Origin of the sequence: Microbispora corallina, assembly GCF_016863035.1 — a bacterium.
In the GTDB taxonomy this organism is placed as follows: domain Bacteria; phylum Actinomycetota; class Actinomycetes; order Streptosporangiales; family Streptosporangiaceae; genus Microbispora; species Microbispora corallina.
Window position 1 is genome coordinate 149849 of record NZ_BOOC01000005.1, and the last position, 21437, is coordinate 171285.

General features: G+C 72.7%; 20 protein-coding genes and 2 tRNA genes. 7 read left to right on the forward strand and 15 right to left on the reverse strand.

What is annotated here, in order from left to right:
- Positions 1-18: 18 nt before the first annotated feature.
- From Mco01_RS08570 to deoC, 3 genes are all read right to left on the reverse strand, one after another.
- Complete coding sequence (locus Mco01_RS08570; protein ID WP_204056352.1) at positions 19-885, reverse strand: aldehyde dehydrogenase family protein; 867 nt, start codon at positions 883-885, stop codon at positions 19-21.
- 215 nt (positions 886-1100) lie between these two features.
- On the reverse strand, positions 1101-2528 hold the full coding sequence (locus tag Mco01_RS08575) for an aldehyde dehydrogenase family protein (protein WP_204056353.1): 1428 nt from the start codon (positions 2526-2528) through the stop codon (positions 1101-1103).
- 4 nt (positions 2529-2532) lie between these two features.
- Positions 2533-3498, reverse strand: coding sequence for a deoxyribose-phosphate aldolase (gene deoC / locus Mco01_RS08580; RefSeq protein WP_204056606.1), 966 nt, complete (start codon positions 3496-3498; stop codon positions 2533-2535).
- A 272-nt stretch (positions 3499-3770) separates the two neighbouring features.
- Here deoC and Mco01_RS08585 point away from each other — a divergent pair, with 272 nt between their 5' ends.
- Together Mco01_RS08585 and Mco01_RS39740 are read left to right on the forward strand one after the other, a co-directional pair.
- Positions 3771-3938 carry a hypothetical protein gene (locus Mco01_RS08585; protein WP_157099568.1) on the forward strand — a complete coding sequence of 56 codons (168 nt, stop codon included), beginning with the start codon at positions 3771-3773 and terminating at the stop codon, positions 3936-3938.
- 178 nt (positions 3939-4116) lie between these two features.
- Positions 4117-6981 carry a helix-turn-helix transcriptional regulator gene (locus Mco01_RS39740; RefSeq protein ID WP_275410477.1) on the forward strand — a complete coding sequence of 955 codons (2865 nt, stop codon included), beginning with the start codon at positions 4117-4119 and terminating at the stop codon, positions 6979-6981.
- A 10-nt stretch (positions 6982-6991) separates the two neighbouring features.
- On the opposite strand, the gene Mco01_RS08595 is transcribed toward Mco01_RS39740, so the two are convergent.
- The 10 genes from Mco01_RS08595 to Mco01_RS08640 all read right to left on the reverse strand — a co-directional run bounded on the left by Mco01_RS08595 (position 6992) and on the right by Mco01_RS08640 (position 12257).
- A complete protein-coding gene (locus Mco01_RS08595) occupies positions 6992-7561 on the reverse strand; it encodes a TMEM165/GDT1 family protein (RefSeq protein ID WP_204056355.1) in 570 nt (189 codons plus the stop codon).
- A 274-nt stretch (positions 7562-7835) separates the two neighbouring features.
- Entirely contained in the window at positions 7836-8885 is a 1050-nt protein-coding gene (locus Mco01_RS08600) for a UDP-N-acetylmuramate dehydrogenase (protein ID WP_204056356.1), read from the reverse strand.
- A 218-nt stretch (positions 8886-9103) separates the two neighbouring features.
- Positions 9104-9541 carry a hypothetical protein gene (locus tag Mco01_RS08605; protein ID WP_204056357.1) on the reverse strand — a complete coding sequence of 146 codons (438 nt, stop codon included), beginning with the start codon at positions 9539-9541 and terminating at the stop codon, positions 9104-9106.
- A 61-nt stretch (positions 9542-9602) separates the two neighbouring features.
- Positions 9603-10031, reverse strand: coding sequence for a MaoC family dehydratase (locus Mco01_RS08610; protein ID WP_036325594.1), 429 nt, complete (start codon positions 10029-10031; stop codon positions 9603-9605).
- Between the two features lie 2 nt (positions 10032-10033).
- Entirely contained in the window at positions 10034-10483 is a 450-nt protein-coding gene (locus Mco01_RS08615; RefSeq protein WP_204056358.1) for a MaoC family dehydratase N-terminal domain-containing protein, read from the reverse strand.
- 366 nt (positions 10484-10849) lie between these two features.
- Positions 10850-11014 carry a 50S ribosomal protein L33 gene (gene rpmG, locus Mco01_RS08620; RefSeq protein WP_036325591.1) on the reverse strand — a complete coding sequence of 55 codons (165 nt, stop codon included), beginning with the start codon at positions 11012-11014 and terminating at the stop codon, positions 10850-10852.
- Between the two features lie 79 nt (positions 11015-11093).
- Positions 11094-11167: transfer RNA gene (locus Mco01_RS08625), tRNA-Met, on the reverse strand.
- A 158-nt stretch (positions 11168-11325) separates the two neighbouring features.
- Positions 11326-11398 (reverse strand) — tRNA-Thr (locus tag Mco01_RS08630).
- A gap of 114 nt (positions 11399-11512) precedes the next feature.
- The gene (locus Mco01_RS08635; RefSeq protein WP_204056359.1) at positions 11513-11959 is read right to left on the reverse strand and encodes a hypothetical protein; all 447 of its coding nucleotides are present in this window, start codon (positions 11957-11959) and stop codon (positions 11513-11515) included.
- A gap of 88 nt (positions 11960-12047) precedes the next feature.
- On the reverse strand, positions 12048-12257 hold the full coding sequence (locus Mco01_RS08640) for a transposase (RefSeq protein WP_204056360.1): 210 nt from the start codon (positions 12255-12257) through the stop codon (positions 12048-12050).
- Between the two features lie 147 nt (positions 12258-12404).
- On the opposite strand from Mco01_RS08640, the gene Mco01_RS08645 reads away from it, so the two are divergent.
- Positions 12405-13028 carry a hemerythrin domain-containing protein gene (locus tag Mco01_RS08645; RefSeq protein ID WP_204056361.1) on the forward strand — a complete coding sequence of 208 codons (624 nt, stop codon included), beginning with the start codon at positions 12405-12407 and terminating at the stop codon, positions 13026-13028.
- A 121-nt stretch (positions 13029-13149) separates the two neighbouring features.
- Here Mco01_RS08645 and Mco01_RS08650 read toward each other — a convergent pair whose 3' ends face one another.
- Positions 13150-16440 carry an ATP-binding protein gene (locus tag Mco01_RS08650; protein ID WP_239103440.1) on the reverse strand — a complete coding sequence of 1097 codons (3291 nt, stop codon included), beginning with the start codon at positions 16438-16440 and terminating at the stop codon, positions 13150-13152.
- 52 nt (positions 16441-16492) lie between these two features.
- Complete coding sequence (locus Mco01_RS08655) at positions 16493-17008, reverse strand: C40 family peptidase (RefSeq protein ID WP_204056362.1); 516 nt, start codon at positions 17006-17008, stop codon at positions 16493-16495.
- Between the two features lie 251 nt (positions 17009-17259).
- Between Mco01_RS08655 and Mco01_RS08660 the strand changes: the two genes are divergently transcribed.
- From Mco01_RS08660 to Mco01_RS08675, 4 genes are all read left to right on the forward strand, one after another.
- Complete coding sequence (locus Mco01_RS08660) at positions 17260-17610, forward strand: STAS domain-containing protein (protein ID WP_204056363.1); 351 nt, start codon at positions 17260-17262, stop codon at positions 17608-17610.
- A gap of 165 nt (positions 17611-17775) precedes the next feature.
- A complete protein-coding gene (locus Mco01_RS08665; protein WP_204056364.1) occupies positions 17776-19437 on the forward strand; it encodes an NAD-dependent malic enzyme in 1662 nt (553 codons plus the stop codon).
- Positions 19434-20930 (forward strand): class II fumarate hydratase, encoded by a 1497-nt coding sequence (locus tag Mco01_RS08670; RefSeq protein WP_204056365.1) that lies wholly within the window; start codon positions 19434-19436, stop codon positions 20928-20930. Before Mco01_RS08665 ends, Mco01_RS08670 begins: the two co-directional genes overlap by 4 nt.
- 156 nt (positions 20931-21086) lie before the next feature.
- Positions 21087-21359: a hypothetical protein gene (locus Mco01_RS08675; protein ID WP_204056366.1), complete on the forward strand. Its 273-nt coding sequence runs from the start codon at positions 21087-21089 to the stop codon at positions 21357-21359.
- Positions 21360-21437 lie beyond the last annotated feature (78 nt).

Below are 21437 nucleotides of genomic sequence, written 5' to 3' on the forward strand. Positions count from 1 at the left end.
CGGGGACGCCGTGGAGGGTCAGGTGCCGATGGGGTGCCAGACCGTCTTCGTCTCCAGGAAGGCCGTCATGCGGTCGGTGCCGGGGTCGGCCAGCCAGTCGACGGGAGCCGCCGGCGGGCGCACGACCCGCTTGAGGTTCTCGGCGGCCAGCTCCTCGCAGGTCACGGCCAGGTCGGGGTCGGCGCCTGCGAGGTCGACGGCGTTGACGTCCATGTGTCCGGCCAGCCAGGGGGCGATCTCCGCCGCCGAGCCGGTCAGGATGTTCACCACGCCGCCCGGCACGTCGGAGGTGGCCAGCACCTCCGCCAGCGTGATCGACGGCAGCGGCGCCCGCTCCGGCGCGATCACGACGCACGTGTTGCCCGTCACGATGACCGGCGCGATCACGCCGACCAGGCCCGCCAGCGACCCCAGCGGCGGGGCGACCACGGCCACCACGCCGGTGGGCTCGGGGCTGGACAGGTTGAAGTACGGCCCGGCGACCGGGTTGGCCGAGCCGAGGACGGCGCCGATCTTGTCGGACCAGCCCGCGTACCAGACGAGCCGGTCGACGGCGGCGTCCACCAGCTCGCCGGCCTTGCGCGCGCCCACGCCCTCGGCGTCGGCGATCTCGGCCGCGAACTGCGCCCGGCGGCCCTCCAGCATCTCGGCCACGCGGTAGAGCACCTGGCCCCGGTTGTAGGCCGTGGCGCCCGACCAGCCGGGGAACGCCTTGCGGGCGGCCGAGACGGCGTCCCTGGCGTCCTTGCGCGAGGCCCGGGACGCGTTCGCGAGGAAGTCGCCCTTGGAGGAGGTCACGACATACGACCTTCCGCTCTCGGATCGCGGGAACGCGCCGCCGATGAACAGCTTGTACGTCTTGCGCACGGCGAGACGCTCACTCATCGAAGGATCCAATCTGGAGTGGACGGGCCGGCTGGTAGGTCTGGCCGCACCGGCAGACGCCGCCGCGGTGGGCGAACCAGCCGTGGCGGACGGCGAAGCGCCGGGACCGGCGGCCGCGGGAGTAGCCGCTGCCCGCCCCGGCCTCGGCCCGGCGGGCGAGCCTGCGGCGCCGCCGGTGGTCGCACCGGCACGAAGGGCCCTCGTGATGCCTGTCTTCACACGGCAAGGTAGGCCTCCAGCCCGTGGCGCCCGCCCTCGCGGCCGTACCCCGACTCCTTGAAGCCGCCGAACGGCGAGGCCGGGTCGAACCGGTTGAACGTGTTGGACCAGACGACTCCCGCGCGCAGCCGGGACGCGGCCCACAGCATGAGCGAGCCCTTCTCCGTCCAGACGCCGGCCGACAGCCCGTACGGCGTGTTGTTGGCCTTCTCGATCGCCTCCGCGGGGGTGCGGAACGTCAGCACCGACAGCACCGGCCCGAAGATCTCCTCGCGGGCGATGCGGTGCGACTGGGCGACGCCGGTGAACACGGTCGGCGGGAACCAGAACCCCCTGTCGGGGATCGGGCACGGCGGCGACCAGCGCTCGGCGCCCTCCGACTCGCCGGCCTCGGACAGCTCGCGGATCTTGGCGAGCTGGGCCGCCGAGTTGATCGCGCCGATGTCGGTGTTCTTGTCGAGCGGGTCGCCCATCCGCAGCGTGGCCAGCCGGCGCTTGAGCGCGTCGAGCACCTCCTCGGCGACCGACTCCTGCACGAGCAGGCGGGAGCCGGCGCAGCACACGTGGCCCTGGTTGAAGAAGATGCCGTTCACGATGCCCTCGACCGCCTGGTCGACGGCCGCGTCCTCGAACACGATGTTGGCGGCCTTGCCGCCGAGTTCGAGCGTGAGCTTCTTGCGGCTCCCGGCGACGCTCCTGGCGATGAGCCGGCCGACCTCGGTCGAGCCGGTGAAGGCCACCTTGTCGACGCCGGGGTGGCGGACGAGCGCCGAGCCGGTCTCACCGGCTCCGGTCACGATGTTGACCACTCCGGGCGGCAGGTCGGCCTGGCGGCAGATCTCCGCGAAGGCGAGGGCGGTCAGCGGCGTCGTCTCGGCGGGCTTCAGCACGACCGTGTTGCCGCAGGCGAGCGCCGGGGCGATCTTCCAGGCCAGCATCAGCAGCGGGAAGTTCCACGGGATGACCTGGCCGGCCACCCCGAGCGGCCGGGGGTCGGGGCCGAACCCGGCGTACGACAGCTTGTCGGCCCAGCCCGCGTAGTAGAAGAAGTGGGCGGCCACCAGCGGCAGGTCGACGTCGCGCGACTCGCGGATCGGCTTGCCGTTGTCGAGCGACTCCAGGACGGCCAGCTCGCGCGACCGCTCCTGGATGATCCGGGCGATCCGGAAGATGTACTTGGCGCGCTCGGACCCCGGCACGGCCGACCAGGTGGCGAACGCCTTCCTGGCGGCCTCGACGGCCCGGTCGACGTCGGCCTCGCCGGCCCACACGATCTCGGAGAGGACCTCCTCGGTCGCCGGGTTGACGGTCTTGTGCCGCTCCTCGCTCTGCGGCTCGACCCACTCGCCGTTGATGAACAGGCCGTACGACGGCTTGATGTCGACGATGTCCCGCGACTCGGGCGCGGGTGCGTATTCGAACATGCCCTCAGTCCAGGGTGAAGTAGTCGGGGCCGGCGTAGCGGCCGGTTGCCATCTTCTGGCGCTGCATGAGCAGGTCGTTGAGCAGCGACGACGCGCCCAGCCTGAACCAGTCGGGGTCGAGCCAGTCGGGCCCGGCCGTCTCGTTCACCAGCACGAGGTACTTGATGGCGTCCTTGGTCGTCCGGATGCCGCCGGCGGGCTTCACGCCCACCTTGCGGCCGGTGGTCCGCAGGAAGTCGCGTACCGCCTCCAGCATGACCAGCGTCACGGGCAGCGTCGCCGCCGGCGACACCTTGCCGGTGGAGGTCTTGATGAAGTCGGCGCCCGCGATCATCGCGAGCCACGAGGCCCGGCGCACGTTGTCGTACGTCGCGAGCTCGCCGGTCTCCAGGATCACCTTCAGATGCGCGCCCGGCTCGTCGTGCGCGCCCCCGGCGGGACCGCAGGCGGCCTTCACCGCGGCGATCTCCTCGTACACCTTCAGGTAGTCGCCCGCCAGGAACGCGCCCCGGTCGATCACCATGTCGATCTCGGACGCCCCGGCCGCCACCGCGAGCCCGGTCTCCGCCACCTTCACCTCGAGGGACGAACGGCCGCTGGGGAACGCGGTCGCGACCGAGGCCACCTTCACGCCGGACCCGGCGAGCGCCTGGACGGCGGTCGGGACGAGGTCGGGGTACACGCACACCGCCGCCACCGGGGGAACGGTGGCGTCGGTGGGGTCGGGCCGCACCGCCTTGGCGCACATGGCCCTGACCTTGCCGGGGGTGTCCGCGCCCTCGAGGGTCGTGAGGTCCACCATGCGGATGGCGAGGTCGATGGCCTGCTTCTTGGCCGTGGTCTTGATGGATCGGGTGCCCAGCATCGCGGCCCTGGCGTCCGCGCCCACCCGGTCGACCCCGGGAAGGCCGTGCAGGAACGCCCGCAACGTCGAGGTGGAAGAGGCGACCTCCGCGAGCGGAGTAGTCAAAGTTGGCACGGGTCCAGCATCGCCGACCAGTGTGAATGATTCCAAACCGACCGCAGCCGAGACGGCCCCGCGATTTTTGGCAGCTCTGGCCGGAGTGGCCCCGAGCAGGTGCTCAGACCGCCCTACTCCCGTCTAAGGCGTCCGAGGGGACGCCTTAGGGGTCCTACGCCTCAGAACCTCCCGGAGATAAGGCATCCGCCCGATGTGCCGGTGGGGGCCTTAGACCGAACCTTGAGTGTGTAAGGGAAAAGAACACACAAGGAGACACCGTGATGGGTCCCGAACTCCACTACCAGTTCGTCATCAACCGCGCCGCCGAGCTTCAGCAGGAGGCGGCCAGCCACCGGCGCGTCCGCGAGGCGCAGGCCGCCAGGAAGGCGCAGCAGCAGTCGGGCAACCGCCGCCTGCGCGCCGCCTTCGGCAAGCTTCGCACGTCGTGAGCCGCATCAGGAAGCCCGGCCGGAACCTCCCTCCCGGCCGGGCTTTCCAGCCGCCCTGAGCCGTTTCGGGCCGCCACCCTGAGCGGCCTGGCGGAGGCGGCGGGAGGGCGAGCGGGCAACGCGAACCTCCCCAATAAATCAGGCGAAGCCATACAGAGGGCATGACATGCTTAACGACATGACGCGCCGGGCTGTCAGCCCCGTCTTCGTCGGGCGGGACGCCGAACTCGAGACGTTGGGAGAGGCCTACGACCAGGCTCGAAAGCAGGCCACCGCCGCGGTGCTGATCGGCGGTGAGGCGGGCGTGGGGAAGACCCGCCTCGTCAGCCGCTTCGCCGAGCAGGCCGAGCAGGACGGCGCCCACGTGCTCGTCGGGGGCTGCGTGGAACTGTCCGCCGAGGGCCTCGCGTACGCGCCGTTCACCGCCGCGCTGCGGCAGCTCGTCCGCGAGACGAGCGCGGCCGAGGTTGCGGCCCTGCTGCCGGACGGCGCGGGGCGGGACCTCGCCCGGCTGCTGCCCGAGTTCGGCGAGCCGAGCGGCGACGGCGAGAGCGAGTCGGCCCGCGCGCGGCTGTTCGAGCTCATCCTCACGCTGCTGGAACGGCTGGCCGAGCGGCGGCCCGTGGTCCTCATCATCGAGGACCTCCACTGGGCGGACCGGTCGAGCCGCGACCTCATCGCGTTCCTCAGCCGCAACCTGAGGACCGCGCCCGTCCTGATGGTGATGACATACCGGTCGGACGAACTGCACCGCACGCATCCCCTGCGGCCGGTGCTGGCCGAGCTGGCCCGGGTGAACGGGGTCATCCGGGTCGACCTGCCGCGCTTCACGCAGGACGAGGTCGCCGAGCAGATGGCCGGCATCCTCGGCGTGGCGCCCGACTTCGCCCGGGTCGACCAGGTCTTCGAGCGCAGCGGCGGCATCCCGCTGTTCGTGGAGGCGCTGCTCGACTCCGGCAGCGAGTGCTCGTTCCCCGACTCCCTGCACGACCTGATCATCGGCTCGGTCGAGCGGCTGCCGGAGGAGACCCAGCGGGTGCTGCGCATCGCCGCCGCCGGAGGCGTGCGGGTGGGGCACGACCTGCTCGCGGCCGTCGGCGGCCTGTCCGACGTGGACCTGGAGGACGCCCTGCGGCCGGCCATCGCCGCCAACGTGCTGCAGGTGGCCGACGGACGGGCGTACACCTTCCGGCACGCGCTGATCCGCGAGGCCGTCCACGACGAACTGCTGCCCGGCGAGCACGCCCGCCTGCACGCGCGGTACGCCGAGGAGATCGACAGGGACCGCACGCTCGTGCCGCACGGCCGGGCGCCGATAGAGATCGCCCACCACTGGTACTCGGCCCGCGACGACCTGTGGGCGCTCATCTCCGCCTGGGAGGCGGCCCAGAAGGCGGCCAAGTCGTTCGCGTACACCGAGCAGATCCAGCTCCTCGAACGCGTGCTGACGCTGTGGGACAAGGTCCCCGACGCCGCCGAGCGCATCGGCGTCGACCACTGCACGGTGCTGGAGCGGGCCTCGGAGGCGGCCTACGTCAGCGGCGACATGGAACGCAGCATGAAGTTCGTCCGCGGGGCGCTCCACGAGCTGGACGAGCGGACCACGCCCGAGCGGGTGGCCGAGCTGATGGTCCGGATGGCGGACATCAAGCAGCACAAGGGCCGGCCGGGGGCGGTGGAGGACCTGCGGCGCGCCGAGCGCCTGGTCCCGCGGCCGAGCGACACCCGCACACTCGTGCTCACCCGGCTCGGCACCATACTCATGTGCACCGACCGGGTGGTGGAGGGCACGGCCGTCACGGAGGAGGCGCTGCGCTACGCGCGGGAGACCGGCGACGAGTGCCAGGAGGCCGACCTGCTCATGAACCTCGCGCTGGGCCACTCCGTCTCGGGCGACCTGGAGCTCACCTTCGCCACGAACGAGCGGGCGCTGGCGATCGGCACCCGGCTCAACGCGCCCCGCATCGTGCTGCGCGCGCTCGCCAACAACGTCGACGCCCTCGACAACCTCGGCCGCTCGAACGAGGCCGTCGAGCTCGCACTGGAGGGCGAGAAGCTGGCCCGGCGGTACGGCCGGTACCGGCACCAGGGCGTGTTCATCGCCAACAACCGGGCCGAGGCGCTGGAGTCGCTGGGCCGGTGGGACGAGGCCATCGAGATCATCGAGCGGGCCTTCACGATGGGTCCGTCCCCGCGCAACCGCTGGCACATGCTCCGTGTCAGGGCGGACATCGCGATCGCCCGCGGCGAGGAGGAGGTCGCGCACGGCATCCTCGCCGAGGTCGGCGCGTTCTCCCCGCAGCCCGAGGAGCAGACCCAGGAGTGGACGAACAACACCCGGCTGCTGCTCGCGTACTTCATGCTCAAGGGCAAGCCGCTGAAGGCCGTCGAGGTGGCCGAGGTGGCGCTGGACGACCCGCCGCTGTCGCGCAAGGCCATGCTCGGCTGGCGGCTGCTGGCCGCCATCAGGAGCGTGTGCGACGCGGCCGAGCCCGTCGACGGCGCCCGGGTGGCGGCGGTGCGCGCCCGGACCGAGGAGCTCGCCGCGGACATGACCGAGGACGGCCCGGTGGGCCGGGCGTTCCGCCTGGTCTACCAGGGCGACTTCGACGCGGCCGCCGAGGAGTGGAAGCGGCTCGGCCGCCCCTACGTGCGGGCCAAGTCGCTGCTGCACGCCGCCGGGGTCGCGGCCGCCGCGGGCGACCGCGACGGGGCGACGGCCCGCCTGCGTGAGGCGTGCCCGCTGGCCGAGGCCCTGCGGGCCGTCCCGCTGAGGACGCAGATCGAGACGCTGGCCCGCCGCGTCGGCGCGCCCCTGTCCGAGACGGCCAGGCCCGCCGACGACCCCGCCGCGCTGACCCCCCGCGAGCTGGAGGTCCTCCGGCTCGTGGCGGCCGGGCGGAGCAACCGGGACATCGCCGCCGAGCTGTTCATCTCCGCCAAGACCGTCAGCGTCCACGTGTCGAACATCCTGCCCAAGCTCGGGGTCTCCACCCGGGGCGAGGCGGCCGCCGCGGCCCACCGGCTGCAGCTGCTCGGCTGAGCCCGGCCGGCTACGCCAGCAGCGGCTCCAGGAGGAGGACCACCCCGAAGACGGCGAAGGCCGCGGCCGCGCCGTACCGGATCCACTTCTCGGGCAGCCGCGCGCCGACGAAGCGGCCGACGAGGATGGCGAGCGCGTCCGCGGCGACCATGCCGACCGTGGAGCCGACCCACGTGCCGAACCAGCCGTGCTGGGTGGCGAGCGTGATCGTCGCGAGCATGGTCTTGTCGCCCAGTTCGCTGAGGAAGAACGCGACGGCGACCGCGATGAACGCGTTGCGCGTCGTCCTGGCCGCCTTGCCCGACTCCTCCTCGGTGAGCTCGTCGCCCCGCAGCGTCCAGGCCGCGAAGCCGAGGAACGCCAGGCCGGCGACGATCGAGATGGCGGTGGTGGGGAGGGCGTCGCCGACCAGTCGGCCGAGGGCGACGCTCACGAGGTGCACGAGCGCGGTGGCCGCGGTGATGCCGGCCAGCACGGGCAACGGCTTGAACCTGGTCGCGAAGGTGAGGGCCATGAGCTGGCTCTTGTCGCCGAGCTCGGCGACGAAGACGACCACGAGGGAGATCCAGAGGGCTTGCACGGACGGCCTTTCCGGTGGGCGCGACCGGGCCGCCGTCTCACACCCGGGGAGTTTCGGGCACGCGACTTCGGCCCGGCGGCGTACGCGTCGCTGTCGGGCCGAAGGTCTCGTCCGCCACGGGGGCTCCACGACCGGGCCGTACGAACCGGAGACGGCTCGGGCCAGTATGTCGATCAGTGGATTCGGGACTACTCCCCTTCGGTGTTCCGTCAGAGTCTAACGGGCTCCGGCGGCCGGACAGTCCCGCGCACCGGACATCGAGGGTAAAAACCGGTCAGAGCGTGACACCGACCAGGACGGGCTCGTTCACGAGCAGCACGCCGAACTTCTCCATCACGCCCTCGCGGACCTCCCGGGCCAGCGCGAGCAGGTCGGCCGCGCCGGCCTCGCCCGTGGGGTTGGTCAGGGCCAGCGTGTGCTTGGTCGAGATCCGCACCGCGCCCTTCTCGTAGCCCTTCGGGAACCCGGCGTTCTCGATCAGCCACGCGGCCGGCACCTTCACCGTCCCGTCCGGCATGTCCCAGCGGGGATGGCCGGGGGCGCGTCTGTCCAGGTCGGCCGCCTCCGCGGCGTCCAGGACGGGGTTGGTGAAGAACGAGCCCGCGCTGCGGGTGTCGGGGTCGTCCGGGTCGAGCACCATGCCCTTGCCGCGCCGCAGGGCCAGCACCGCCTCCCGGGCCTCGGCCAGCGGCACCCGCTCGCCGATCTCCACCCCCAGCCGCTGGGCCAGCTCCTTGTAGGCCACCGGGCCGGACAGCTCCCCGCGCTCCAGCGCGTAGGTCACCGACAGCACCACGTGGCGGCCCGGGTCGGCCTTGAACGCGCTGTCGCGGTAGGCGAAGCCGCAGGCGGCCGCCGTCAGGTCGGCCGTCTCCCCCGTCATCCGGTCGTAGACGCGCACGCCGGTGACGGTCTGCGAGACGTCCTGCCCGTACGCGCCCACGTTCTGGATGGGGGTGGACCCCACCAGCCCGGGGACGCCGGACAGGCACTCCACACCCGACCAGCCCTCCTCGACGCAGCGGGCGACCAGGGAGTCCCAGTCCTCGCCCGCCTCGGCGGTGACCGTCACCCGGTCGCCGTCGGCGGCCACCTCGACACCCGTTCCGGCGACCCGGACCACGAGCCCGTCGAAGCCCTCGTCGGCGACGACGAGGTTGCTGCCGCCGCCCAGGATCAGGACCGGCTCGCCCTCGCGGTCGGCCTCCGCCACGATCCCGACGAGCTCGTCCTGGGAGCGGGCCTCGGCGAACGCCCTGGCCGGGCCGCCCACCCGGATCGTCGTGTACGGCGCGAGCCGTACCCCTGCCAGCCGTTCAGCCATGCGCACCCTCAGCGTCTCCTCAGCACGACGGGAACCCGCCAGGCGGCGGTGGACCGCGCCGGCCGGGGACGCCGGGCCTCGCCCGTTCCCAACGGCATGCCCGGAAGCCGGAATGCGGCCCGGGAGTATCCGGAACGTCCCGACGAACAGAATAGTCAGGACCGGCCGTCCAGGTCGGTGATCCGGTTTCCCGCCGCCCTCTCGCCCCCGCGACGGGTTCACCGTCCCTCGGAAGCCCCGCCGGTCTCGCCCCGGCCGTCCTCCCCGGCGTCGTCCGCCGCGTCGTCCCGGGCGTCGTTCTGGGCGCCGGCGATGACCGCGTCGATTCGCGAGGTGGCGGAGCTGCCGTCCCACAGCAGCTGGGAGGCGACCATCGAGGCCGTGCCCGACTCCGTCAGGGCCGTCTCGATCGTCCCGCCGGGCGCGACGTCCCGCTTGACCTCGGTGACGGCCTCCTCGCCCGCGGCGCCCGCGGCCTGCCGGGCGTTCTCGGCCCGGGGCGGCGGCATCCCTGGCGCGGTCGCGGCGTGGCCGCCCGGCTGGCTCTGCTCCGCCGTCTCGGCGTCGTGGGGCCACTCCTTCTGGGTCGTGACCGGCTCGTCCACCACGCCCTCGGTCTCGCCGGCCCGGTCGGTCTGTCTGGTTCGCTCGCTCACGTCCCCACCGCTACCCAGCGGCGCCGCACCCAATCGGCCCCGCCCGGGCCGTACGGGCCGCTCAGGACAGCTGGACGACGGCGCGGGCCTTGGACAGCACCCGGGCGTCGCCCGACTTGGCGGTCAGCACGACCACCACGCGCTTGTCCTCGAGCTTCTCCTCCACGACGCCGCTGATCCTGATCGTCGCGCCGGCGTCGTCGTCGGGGACGACCACCATCGAGGAGAACCGCACCCCGAAGTCGACGACGGCCGACGGATCGCCCGCCCACTCGGTGACGAAACGCCCGCCCTGGGCCATCGTGTACATGCCGTGCGCGATGACGTCGGGCAGGCCGACCGCCTTGGCGTAGCGCTCGTTCCAGTGGATCGGGTTGAAGTCGCCCGAGGCTCCGGCGTACCGCACGAGGTCGACCCGGTGGACGGGGTACTCGACGGCCGGGATCTCCTGGCCCGCCTCCACCTCGTCGTACTTGACCGTCGCAGCCATGGTCACGCCGCCCCTCCGCGCTCGACGATGGTGTTGTAGGTCCGGCAGACCGACTCGCCGGACGTGGTGCTGACGTCGCTGCGCAGGGTCAGGAACTCGTTGCGGCCGACGCTGCGGATCTCAGTGATCGTGGAGGTGCACACGAGCTCGTCCCCGGCGTAGATCGGCCGGTCGTACTCGAACCGCTGCTCGCCGTGGACGACCATGGAGAAGTCGAGCCCGAGACCGGGGTCGGCGAGCGCGCCGCCGGTGCTCGACAGGCTGAACACGATGGGGAAGGTCGGCGGGGCCACCAGGTCGGGGTGCCCGGCCGCCACCGCGGCGTCCCGGTCGTGGCACACCGGGTTCCTCTCACCGATCGCGGCGGCGAACTCCCTGATCTTCACGCGGCTGACCTCGTAGGGAGCGGACGACTCGTACGTCCGCCCGACGAAATCACGGTTCAACGCCATCGGCGGGGCTCCTTCGCTGCTGCGCCAGACCTCTGCGGCCGACGGTAACAGAACAAGGTTCCGCTGTCGTGAGGCGGCAGCGCCCCCGCCGGCGACTGTCCACGCTAGCGGCCGGGGCGATCAGACGGGGCTGTGGGACGGCGCCAACGATCGCGGGCCGTTCCCTGTCCGGACACGACAAACCGGCGCCCCCAGGCGGGAACGCCGGCCGTCCGCGTACGCATCTATGTGAAGATCGCGATGACCGCGACCCTGATGAGGGGCGGCGCCGGACTCGCGCCACGGCGTCCCGAGGACGCGCGTGCGCGGATGCGCCACACGGGCCCGGCGGCCCCGTTCACGCGAGGGGCCGCGGACGGATCCGGGTCAGCGGGTCTCGCGGTGCGCCCGGTGCGTCTTGCAGTTGGGGCAGTACTTCTTCAGCTCAAGCCTGTCCGGGTCGTTGCGCCGGTTCTTCCGCGTGATGTAGTTGCGGTGCTTGCACTCCTGGCAGGCCAGCGTGATCTTCGGCCTAACGTCTGTGGCAGCCACGTGGGAGTGCCTTTCTGCGTTTGGGACTACTGGACAACCCGGGCCGGAGCCACCCTTCGGGGGCGGCCGGCGCGGGTAGTAGCGGAGGCCGGACTTGAACCGGCGACACAGCGATTATGAGCCGCTTGCTCTGCCTGACTGAGCTACTCCGCCTTGGCCGGAAAACGGGAACCGGCCACGCAAGGATACCCGACCTGGACGGCTTTCCCTCAACGGGATATGCCGTGATCGAGATCGGTCTTCCGGTGGGGAGAGACCCCCACCAAGCCAAAAGCCCCATCCGATGACCTCGGACAGGACTTTCCAGCCAGAGCCCCCAAACGGAATCGAACCGTTGACCTTCTCCTTACCATGGAGACGCTCTGCCGACTGAGCTATAGGGGCGTGCCCGGTGTGCGCTCGCGCGTCGCGGACAGGTGTAACCATACACGTCCCCGACGGCCGATGCGAAATCAAACAGCGGCGCCTCCGGGCGGCGCAGGACCCGCCCGTACGGGCTCAGGGCGTCGGCAGGACCCCGTCCAGATCGGCCTGGGCGCGCTCGTCCGCAGGCAGCCTCGCCCGTACCCGGTACCTCGTGAAATAGCCGTTCCCGCGGACCGGGACCACCGCGCTGAGCGTCACCGTCGCGTCGTACGGCGCCGTGGCGCAGCGGGGCAGGCACCAGGTGCCGCTGAGCTTGCCGGCCCCGGTGGCGCCGGACGGCCCCCAGGTCCGCCAGGTCACCTTCGTGAGCGTGCTGAACTCCGACAGCACGAGATCGGCCGGCCGCCGGTCGGCGCGGCCCCGCTCCGTGTGGTGGAAGTTGAGCACGTAGATCGGCGGCTCACCGGCCGCGGCCGTCTCCGGCGCGCCGCAGCCGGCCGCCGCGAGGCCGAGCGCGGCCACGGTGAGCGCGCACGCCGCGGTCGCGGCCGGGCGCACGGTCGGGCTGGGCAGACGCATCGGATCCCCTCTCAGGGGGTGTGGTGCCCATCCACGATCACAGTTACGCTTCGGCGTCGATCTGTGACTCTAGGTCATCCCATGACGGTCAGCGTACGGCGGCGCGGACGTCCCCGCGAGCCCCGGGCAGCGCGATGACCTCGCACAGGTCGGCGAGATCGACGTAACGGGCGACCTCCTCGACGGACAGGCAGTCGGCCACGACGAGGCCGTGCCGCCGGAGGCGGAGGACCTGGCGGCCGGCGTGGTGCGCCGGCACGATCTCGAGCCCGTCGGGGCCCACCCATCGCCTGTCCATAGGGGAACAAGCTATCGGATTTTCCCAGGCATATCTTGAAATGACACCCGTCCCATAGGGACCGGGTTTAAGTGCGGACCTAACGAACGCCAAGTGTCCTCCCGCACGGTGGCCGTACACCATCGAAACGCAACGAGAGGCCACCCGATGTCCGCCACCACTCCCAACCTGCTGGGCTTCCGCCTCGGCCACCGGACCATGCGGGGCGACACCCGCAGGCTGGCGGAGACCACCCGCGCGATCGCCGAGGGCCGGCAGTCCTGCGACGCCCGGCGCGCGGCCGCGATCCGCGACTACGTCGTCAAGCTCTGCGCGGGGATCCACCACCACCACAAGACGGAGGACGACGTGCTCTGGCCCGTCATCGTCCGCTCCGCCGGCGCCGAGGTGGACCTGAGCGACCTGACCGACGACCACTCGGCCCTCGACCCGCTGCTGAACGAGATCACCTCGGCCGCCGGAGACCCCGCCGCCCTGGCGAAGCCGCTCGCCCGCCTCGCCGACCTGCTCGACGAGCACATCGAGGAGGAGGAGCGGCTGCTGTTCCCCGTCATCCTGCGGCACGTCTCGGCCGGGGACTGGGAGCAGGTGGAGAAGGCGGCCCAGAAGGGCGGCGACATCCGCTTCGATCTGCCGCGGATCGAGCGGTACGTGCAGCCGTCGGAGATGGCGGAGCTGCGGAAGCTGGCCGGCCCCGTGCTGATGCTCCTGCTGGCCCTGCTGCGTCCCGGCCACCGCCGCCGCGAGCGCCTCGTCTTCGGCGCCCCGTGACCACCCGGCGCCCCGTGGCCACCCGGCACCGCGTGGACGACCGGCGCCGCGTGGACGACCGGCGCCGAACGACCGGCGGCACGAGAGCGGAGGGCGGGCGGCGGCCACAAGGGCGCCCGGGTCAGGAGGTCGCGGCGAGCGCCCGGAGGGCCGCCTCCTCCCAGTGGGGTGAGCCGATCCGCCGGGCGACCTCCGCCGCCCGGGCGTAGTGGCCGCCGGCGGCGTCGGGCCTGCCGAGGTACACCGAGAGATCGCCGAGCGTGTGGGCCACCGGCCCGAGCGTGACCGACGCCATGCTCAGCCCGCCCATCTCCCCCTCCGCGGGCAGGAGGAGCCGGTAGCACTCCTCGGCCGCCGCCCGCGCCCCGAGCGCCATCGCGTTCTCGGCCCGCAGGACCATCATCATCAGCCAGCTGTAGTCGGCGCTCGGCAGGCGCACGGGGGACCAGACGGCCGCCGCGTCCTCCAGGCGTCCGGCGGCGACGAGCGCGCGGGTGTAGATCTCGTCGGTCACCGTCGGTATCCGCCGCCACACCGGCGCGATCTCGTCCACGGACTCGTGACCGCGCCCGACGACGAGACGGACCGCGAACCGGCACCACACGCCCATGAGGTGGCCGCTGGCGCCGCCGCCCGTCTCGGCTATCCGCTCCCCCAGCAGGGTGTAGGCGTGCTCCGCCCGCTCGAACTCCCCGCGGATCAGCAGGTGGACGGCGTCGAGGAACGCGAGGATCCCGAGCGCGAGGCCGAGCTGACCGCTCGTCGAGTGCTCGGCGGCCTGGTCGGCGTGCCGCCGGGCCTCGGCCCAGTCGTTGCGGCCGAGCGCGACCATGCACAGCGCCACGTGCCCCAGCATCCGGTGGCCCAGCAGCCCGGCCGCGGTCGACACCTCCAGCAGCTCGCGGCCGAGCTCCTCCAGCTCGTCGCGCCGGCCGGGACCGAGGCAGGCCCAGTAGCGGGCGTTGAGCGCCGTGCACAGCAGGCGGGGATCGCCGAGGTCGCGGGCGATGGCCAGGGCCTCCGCGCTCGCCGACTCGAGCCGGTCGGGATCGTGTCCCTCGACCTCGTGGCACAGGGCGGACAGGAGGCGGCAGCGCAGCTCCCCGGTCTCCTCGCGGATCGCGTCCTCGATGACCCGCACCAGTTCGCGCTCGAACCGCCGTTCGGGCTGGATCGTCCAGATGATCGGCGCGTCGAACGCGGCGGCGGCCCGGGCGATCGCCCGCCGGTCGCCCGTCCCGCGCGCGGCGGCCAGTGCCGCGTCCCGGGTCGCGACCGCCTTCTCCACCTCGCCGGCGTGCGCCAGCGCGGACACCAGGCGGCACAGCAGGTCGATCCGGGTGTCCGCGGGCGGCTCGGCGAGCAGGCCGACCGCGTCCAGCGCGCCCTGGAGCAGCGCCGCCGCCTCACGGTGCGCGTACAGCGCGGACGCCTGCGCGGCCGCCCGCGTCGCGTGGGCCGCCGCGCTCAGCGCGGTGGCGGCGGTGGCCGAGGCGAGCGCGTGGTGCCCGAGCGCCCCCACGTCGCCGGGCCGTACGGCCTCCAGCGCGGCGAGGACCCTCCCGTGCATCCGGGTACGGCGCAGCCGCGGGATGTCCTCGTACAGGGTCTCGCGGACCAGCACGTGGGCGAACCGGACGCGTCCCGGCCGGGGCTCCTCCAGCAGGCCCGACAGCACGCCGGCCTCCAGTCCGTCGAGCACGGTCTCCTCGTCGGCGCCCGGCATCGCGACGAGCACGTCGGCGTCCGCCTCCCTGCCGAGCACGGCCGCGGTGCGCAGCGTCGTCTGCGCCGTCCCGGGGAGGCGGGCGACGCGCCGCCTGATCAGGTCGCGCACGCCGGGCGGCAGCGCGTGCGCGGCCGACGGGCCGTCCACGGCGAGCAGCCGCGCCGTCTCGGAGACGAACAGCGGGTTGCCCCCGGTCCTCTCGGTGATCGTGCGGGCCGTGGCCGGGCCGACCTCGACTCCGGAGCGTTCCACGAGCAGGCGGGCCACCTCGTCCTCGGCGAGGCCGCCCAGCGTCACGTCCTCCGCGGCCTGCACGGCGAGCGCGGCCCGCGTCGTCACGAGGTCGGCGCCGGCCTCGGCCGGGCGGTGCGTGAGCAGGACGAGGACGGGCGTTCCGGCCAGCCGGACGGCGAGGTGGCGCAGCAGCTGGAGGGTCTCCTCGTCGGCCCGGTGGACGTCCTCCAGCACGATCAGCAGCGGTCCTGGGACGCCCTCCAGGTAGTCGCCCACCGCCCTGGCCAGCCAGAACTGGCCGGCCGGCACGGCGTCGTCGGTCAGCAGGGGCGCCAGCCGCGCGGCCGTCTCCGGCGGAGGCGGCGTGGTCGCCGCCAGGTCGCGCAGCACCTCGCTCCACGCCCACGCCGGCGGCACGCCGCCCGTCGTCTCGGGGCAGCGGCCGACGACGGCCCGCCAGCCCCGATCCGTCAGGTGGCGCACCAGGGCGTCCGCGAGCGTGCTCTTGCCCGCCCCGGCGTCGCCGCCGAGCCACGCGATGCGGAACCCGTCCGCCGCCTGGGCCGCGGCCGCGGTGAGCCGGCCCAGCTCCCCCGTACGGCCGACCATGCGCGAGGGAGCGGGCGGACGGGCGCGCACGGGCGGCGCGACCGCCGGCGGCGCCGGAGCCGGGGCGGACGGGGTCAGGTCGAGCGACGGGGCCTGGGCGAGGATGTCGGCCTCCAGGCCGCGGAGCGCGGGCCCGGGGTCCACGCCGAGCTGGTCCGCCAGCAGCGTCCGGGTGCGGCGCAGGGCCGCCAGCGCGTCGCCCTGCCGTCCGGCCCGGTAGTAGGAGAGCGCGAGCAGCCGGACGGCGTTCTCGCGCAGGGGGTGGGCGGACACGTGCCGCTCCAGCTCCGGGATCACCTCGGCGTGGCGGCCGAGCGCCAGCCCCGCCTCGGCCCGGTGCTCCACGGCGACCGTCCGCAGCTCCTCCAGGTGGACCACCTCGGGGACGGCCCACTCCTCGTCGGCGAACTCGGCGTACGGCCGGCCCGTCCACAGCGACAGCGCCTCGTCCACGGTGTCGAGGGCCTCGGCCGGCCTGCCCTGGACCAGAAGGGCGGCCGCGGCGTCGACCAGCCGGGGGAACCGCCAGGCGTCCACCTCGTCCGCGTCGAGCGCGAGCCGGTAGCCCGGCGGGACGCTCACCAGCACGCGGGCCGGGGTCCTGGGCGCGCGCCCGGGCTCCAGGACCCGGCGCAGGTTGGAGACGTACACCTGCAAGGCCGCGAGCGCCCGGGGCGGGGGCTGGCCGTTCCACAGGTCGTCGATGAACCGGTCGGTGGACACCACGTGCCCCTGCGCGCACACCAGCCGGGCCATCACGGCGCGTTGGAGGGCCGTGCCGAGGTCGGTGGGACGGCCGGATATCTCCGCTCCGATATGCCCTAAAACCCGGACTCGCACGGGAGAAGCATAGGGCGGAAAGCCGGATTTCCGCCCGAATCAAACGCGGCCGTCAGGCCGGGTAATGGTAGTAGCCGAGCAGATCGTCCAGCCGGGACACGTCGTCCATCCTGATCCTGGTCCCGGTGGCGAACGCGTTGATCATCTTGCCGTCGCCGATGTAGACGCCCACGTGATGCGTTCTGCGGGACGTGCCGTAGAAGACGAGGTCCCCCGGCTGGGCGACGTCCACCTTGCGCAGTCTCCTCAGATGGTCGTCGGTGTTGCCGCGGCCCAGCACGTCGTCCCCGAACGCCTCGTCGTAGACCCACCGGGTGAACCCCGAGCAGTCGAGCCCCCGTGTGCGGGCCGCGGGGCACGGGCGGATCGCGCCGTGGTAGCCGCGGCAGGTCCCCTTCGACGGACCCGGACGCGCGGCGTGGCCGCCGCCCCAGGAGTACGCGACGCTCCCCTGGCTGGCGTACGCGATCTGGACGACCCGGGTCAGCTCCCAGTTCAGGGGCGCCGACCCCGCGGCGAATGCGAGCAGCACGCCGCCGAGGACGAGATGGCGCCGATTTACCCCCATAAAACGTGACAATAGCTCCCTTGCGTACGAGATGACGCCGAGGAGGCGCATTACCACGCGGCGGCCTTTACCTTCCCCTCTCGACGGCCGATCGACGCTCCGGTGGAACGTTGTTACTCTGAGTAAGAGAGGGCTTGTCCCGCATTTTGTCTCGGCGTTTGCACGACGCGCACGGCGAAGCGCCACGTCAGTCCGCCATCCGGCGGCCGCGGCGAATTCGGCGCGTCCACGGAAGGCGAAAGGGAACCACCGTGGAGACGTGGACGATAAGGACCCCCGCGCACAGCAGGTGGGCGGTGCTCGCGCCGCGCGGCGAACTCGACATCCACGCCGTACGGCGCCTTCGCGAGCCTCTGATCGGGCTGATCGAGGGCCACGGCCCGTGGCTCGTCCTCGACCTGAGCGAGGTCGGGTTCATCGACACGACCGCGGTCGGCCTGCTCGTCCGGCTGGTGCACCATCTGCGCGACCGGAACGGGGACCTCGCGCTGGTCGCGCCGCACGGCCAGGTCCTGCGGATCCTGCGCTGGACCAACCTGACCTGCCTGTTCCCCGTCTTCGACTCGCTGTCCGACGTCCTCGCCGACGCCGGCCGCCGTTAGCGGTCACGGCGCGGGGGTAAGCGGGGATCAGACGCGGTCAATGATCGGGGTCGGACGGCCCGGCCTCGCCCAGAACGGTCCAGGAACTTTCACCGGTCTTGACCGGCCGGAGCACGCGGGATTGCGGCCGTGCGGGAAAGGCCCCTCCCGGGAGGTGGGCCGACCATGACCTCGTCCGCACGTCACGGCCTCAGGGGGCCGTCGGTGCTGCACGACCCGCTGCTCAACAAGGGCACGGCCTTCACCCGGGAGGAGCGGGCCGAGCTCGGGCTCGACGGGCTCGTCCCGCCGGCCGTGGAGACACTGGACCAGCAGGCCCGGCGGGCGTACGCCCAGTACCGCGCCCAGCCCACCGACCTGATGCGGAACGTCTACCTGGAGGCCGTACGGGACCGGAACGAGGTCCTGTACTACCGGCTGCTCGGGGACCACCTGCGCGAGATGCTGCCGATCGTCTACGACCCCACGGTGGCGCGGGCGATCGAGACGTACAGCACCGAGTACCGCAGGCCGCGCGGGGTGTACCTGTCGATCGACGAGGCGGACGGCATCGAGCGGGCGTTCCGCAACACCGGCCTCGGACCCGACGACGTCGACCTGGTCGTGGCCTCCGACGCCGAGGAGATCCTGGGCATCGGCGACTGGGGCGTGAACGGCGGCGCCGGGATCACGGCAGGCAAGCTGGCCGTCTACACGGCCGCCGCCGGCGTCGACCCCGGGCGGGTCATCCCCGTCGCCCTCGACGTGGGCACCGGCAACGAGCGGCTGCTCGACGATCCCGCGTACGTGGGCAACCGGCATCCGCGGGTGCGCGGGGAGGCGTACGACGCCTTCATCGACGCCTACGTCCGGACGGCCACCCGGCTCTTCCCCGGCGCGATGCTGCACTGGGAGGACTTCGGCCCCTCGAACGGCCGCCGGATCCTGGAGCGCTACACCGGGCAGATCGCCACGTTCAACGACGACATGCAGGGCACCGGCGCGATCGTGCTGGCCGCGATGATCGGCGCGCTGCGGGCGGCGGGGACGCGGATGCGCGACCAGCGCGTCGTCGTCTTCGGGGCGGGCACCGCGGGCATCGGCATCGCCGACCAGCTGCGCGACGCCATGGTCCGCGACGGCCTGAGCCACGAGGAGGCCGTCCGCCGGATCTGGCCCGTCGACAAGCAGGGCCTGCTCACCGACGACATGGACGACCTGCGGGACTACCAGCGGCCCTACGCCCGGCCCGTGTCGGAGACGGCGGGCCGCCGCACGGGCCTCGCCGACGTCGTGGAGCGGGTCGCGCCGACCATGCTGCTCGGCACCTCCACCGCGCACGGCGCGTTCACCGAGCCGATCGTGCGGTCGATGGCGGCGGCGGTGGACCGGCCCGTCATCTTCCCGATCTCCAATCCGACCGAGCGCATCGAGGCGATGCCCGCGGACCTGCTGCGCTGGACGGACGGCCGGGCCCTGATCGCGACCGGCATTCCCGTCCCGCCGGTGACGTACGACCGCGTCACCCACTCCATCGGCCAGGCCAACAACGCGCTGCTGTATCCCGGGCTGGGTCTCGGGGTGATCGTGTCCCGGGCCCGGCGGGTCAGCGACGGGATGCTGCACGCTGCCGCCGAGGCCGTCGCCGGGATGGTGGACGTCTCGGCCCCGGGCGCCTCGCTGCTCCCCCAGGTCGACGACCTGCGGGAGGTGTCGGCGACGGTCGCGACCGCGGTGGCCGAGCAGGCGGCCCGGGAGGGGCTGGCCCGCGCCGACCTCAAGGACCCGGCGCGGCAGGTGCGCGACGCGATGTGGCGGCCGGTCTACCGCCCGCTCCGGGAGGGATGACCGTGGCCGGACAGACCCCTCCCCGCGTGCACGACGTACCGATCGGGCTGCACGCCACCGGGACCCGCACCGAGACCGACTCCCTCGGCGCGATCGAGGTGCCCGCCGACCACTACTGGGGCGCGCAGACCCAGCGGTCCCTGATCCACTTCTCCATCGGGGACGACCGCATGCCCAAGGCCGTCTACCACGCGTACGGCTACATCAAGAAGGCCGCCGCCCTCGTCAACGCCGAGACGGGCAGGCTGCCGCGGTGGAAGGCGGATCTGATCGCCCGGGTGGCCGACGAGGCGGCCCGCGGCGACCTCGACGGGGAGTTCCCGCTGTACGTCTGGCAGACCGGCTCGGGCACCCAGACGAACATGAACGTCAACGAGGTGATCGCGAACCGGGCCATCCAGCTGCTCGGCGGCCGCCTCGGCGGCAAGGACCCGATCCACCCGAACGACCACGTCAACATGGGGCAGTCGTCCAACGACACGTTCGTCGCCGCCATGCACATCGCCGCCGTACGGGCCGTCACCGGGCGCCTGCTGCCGGCGCTGAAACGGCTGCGCGGGGCCGCCGAGAGCAAGAGCCACGAGTGGGAGCACGTCGTCAAGATCGGCCGCACCCACCTGGAGGACGCGACCCCGCTCACGGTCGGCCAGGAGTGGTCGGGCTACGCCGCCCAGCTCGCCGACGGCATCGACCACCTCGCGGCCACGCTGCCAGGCCTGTACCGCCTGGCCCTCGGCGGCACCGCCGTCGGCACCGGCCTGAACGCGCCGGCCGGCTTCGGGGAGAAGGTCACGGCCCGGATCGCCGGCCTCACCGGGCTGCCCTTCACCACCGCGCCCAACCCGTTCGCCGCCCAGGCGTCCTGCGACGCGCTCGTACGGGTGTCCGCGGCCGTCCGGGCCCTGACGGCGCCGCTGTTCAAGTTCGCCAACGACATGCGATGGCTGGGGTCGGGACCGCGCGCCGGCCTGCACGAGCTGGTCCTGCCGTCGAACGAGCCCGGGTCGTCGATCATGCCGGGGAAGGTCAACCCGACCCAGGCTGAGGCCATGCTGATGGTGGCCGTCCAGGTCGTCGGCAACGACACGGCGGTCGCCGTCGCCGGCGCCGAGGGCAACTTCGAGCTCAACGCGTTCCGGCCGGTCATCATCGCCAACGTCCTGCACTCCGTGCGGATCCTGGCCGACATGGTCGACCACTTCCGCACGTACCTGGTCGAGGGCGTCACGCTCGACATGGACCGGCTCACCGAGGACGTCGAGCGCTCGATCATGCTGGTCACCGCGCTCAGCCCGGTCATCGGCTACGACCGGGCCGCCGCGATCGCCCACCGCGCCCTCGACGAGGGCCTCACCCTCCGCGAGGCCGCCCTGCGATCCGGCGTCAGCGAGAGCCTGTACGACAGCGTGGTCGTGCCCGAGCGCCTCACCCACCCCGGCGTGCCCGGTTCAAGATCTGGTCATGATCCGTACGGCGGGACGAGAGGAGCGTGACCCGGGCTCGCATGCCGGGTATGCACGCGAACGTCACGTGTTCCCTGATCTGAGCGGGCCAGAATGACTCGGCGATGTGAATGTGAGGCGGTCCACCGCCACGGGACCGCGCCGGGCCGCCGGGCGGCCCGCAGTACGCGGCGGACGGCGCTGGCCGTGTGCGCCCTCCTCGCGGCAGGCCTGGCGTCGCTCTGGCAGACGCCCGCCCACGCCGCCGCGGCCGGGAACGGTGACCACGGGCCCATCTACCTGTCGACCGGCAACGGCAGCAACAACCAGAACGAGCCGCGCGTCTTCAGCCCGACCTGGAACAAGGGCATCCAGGTCGTCTCGGTGAACGGCAAGAACACCGCCACCGAGGCGTCCTTCTGCCGCAGGCATCCGCGCCTGTGCAAGATCAACCAGAACATCTGGTTCCAGGGCCGCTGACCCGCCGGCTGCGCCCGCCTGAAAGAGGACGACAATCAGACGAATCTGCTTGTCAAAAGATTGAAATCCTTACGCATC

What these genes read in the sequence shown, in the direction of transcription:
- Mco01_RS08615 (WP_204056358.1), bottom strand. Translation starts at nt 10,483, where the DNA reads ATGGCGTTGAACCGTGATTTCGTCGGGCGGACGTACGAGTCGTCCGCT.
- Mco01_RS08670 (WP_204056365.1), top strand. Translation starts at nt 19,434, where the DNA reads ATGACCGTGGCCGGACAGACCCCTCCCCGCGTGCACGACGTACCGATC.
- Mco01_RS08655 (WP_204056362.1), bottom strand. Translation starts at nt 17,008, where the DNA reads ATGGGGGTAAATCGGCGCCATCTCGTCCTCGGCGGCGTGCTGCTCGCA.
- Mco01_RS08640 (WP_204056360.1), bottom strand. Translation starts at nt 12,257, where the DNA reads ATGGACAGGCGATGGGTGGGCCCCGACGGGCTCGAGATCGTGCCGGCG.
- Mco01_RS39740 (WP_275410477.1), top strand. Translation starts at nt 4,117, where the DNA reads ATGACGCGCCGGGCTGTCAGCCCCGTCTTCGTCGGGCGGGACGCCGAA.
- Mco01_RS08665 (WP_204056364.1), top strand. Translation starts at nt 17,776, where the DNA reads ATGACCTCGTCCGCACGTCACGGCCTCAGGGGGCCGTCGGTGCTGCAC.
- Mco01_RS08575 (WP_204056353.1), bottom strand. Translation starts at nt 2,528, where the DNA reads ATGTTCGAATACGCACCCGCGCCCGAGTCGCGGGACATCGTCGACATC.
- Mco01_RS08585 (WP_157099568.1), top strand. Translation starts at nt 3,771, where the DNA reads ATGGGTCCCGAACTCCACTACCAGTTCGTCATCAACCGCGCCGCCGAG.
- Mco01_RS08600 (WP_204056356.1), bottom strand. Translation starts at nt 8,885, where the DNA reads ATGGCTGAACGGCTGGCAGGGGTACGGCTCGCGCCGTACACGACGATC.
- Mco01_RS08570 (WP_204056352.1), bottom strand. Translation starts at nt 885, where the DNA reads ATGAGTGAGCGTCTCGCCGTGCGCAAGACGTACAAGCTGTTCATCGGC.
- Mco01_RS08635 (WP_204056359.1), bottom strand. Translation starts at nt 11,959, where the DNA reads ATGCGTCTGCCCAGCCCGACCGTGCGCCCGGCCGCGACCGCGGCGTGC.
- Mco01_RS08645 (WP_204056361.1), top strand. Translation starts at nt 12,405, where the DNA reads ATGTCCGCCACCACTCCCAACCTGCTGGGCTTCCGCCTCGGCCACCGG.
- Mco01_RS08610 (WP_036325594.1), bottom strand. Translation starts at nt 10,031, where the DNA reads ATGGCTGCGACGGTCAAGTACGACGAGGTGGAGGCGGGCCAGGAGATC.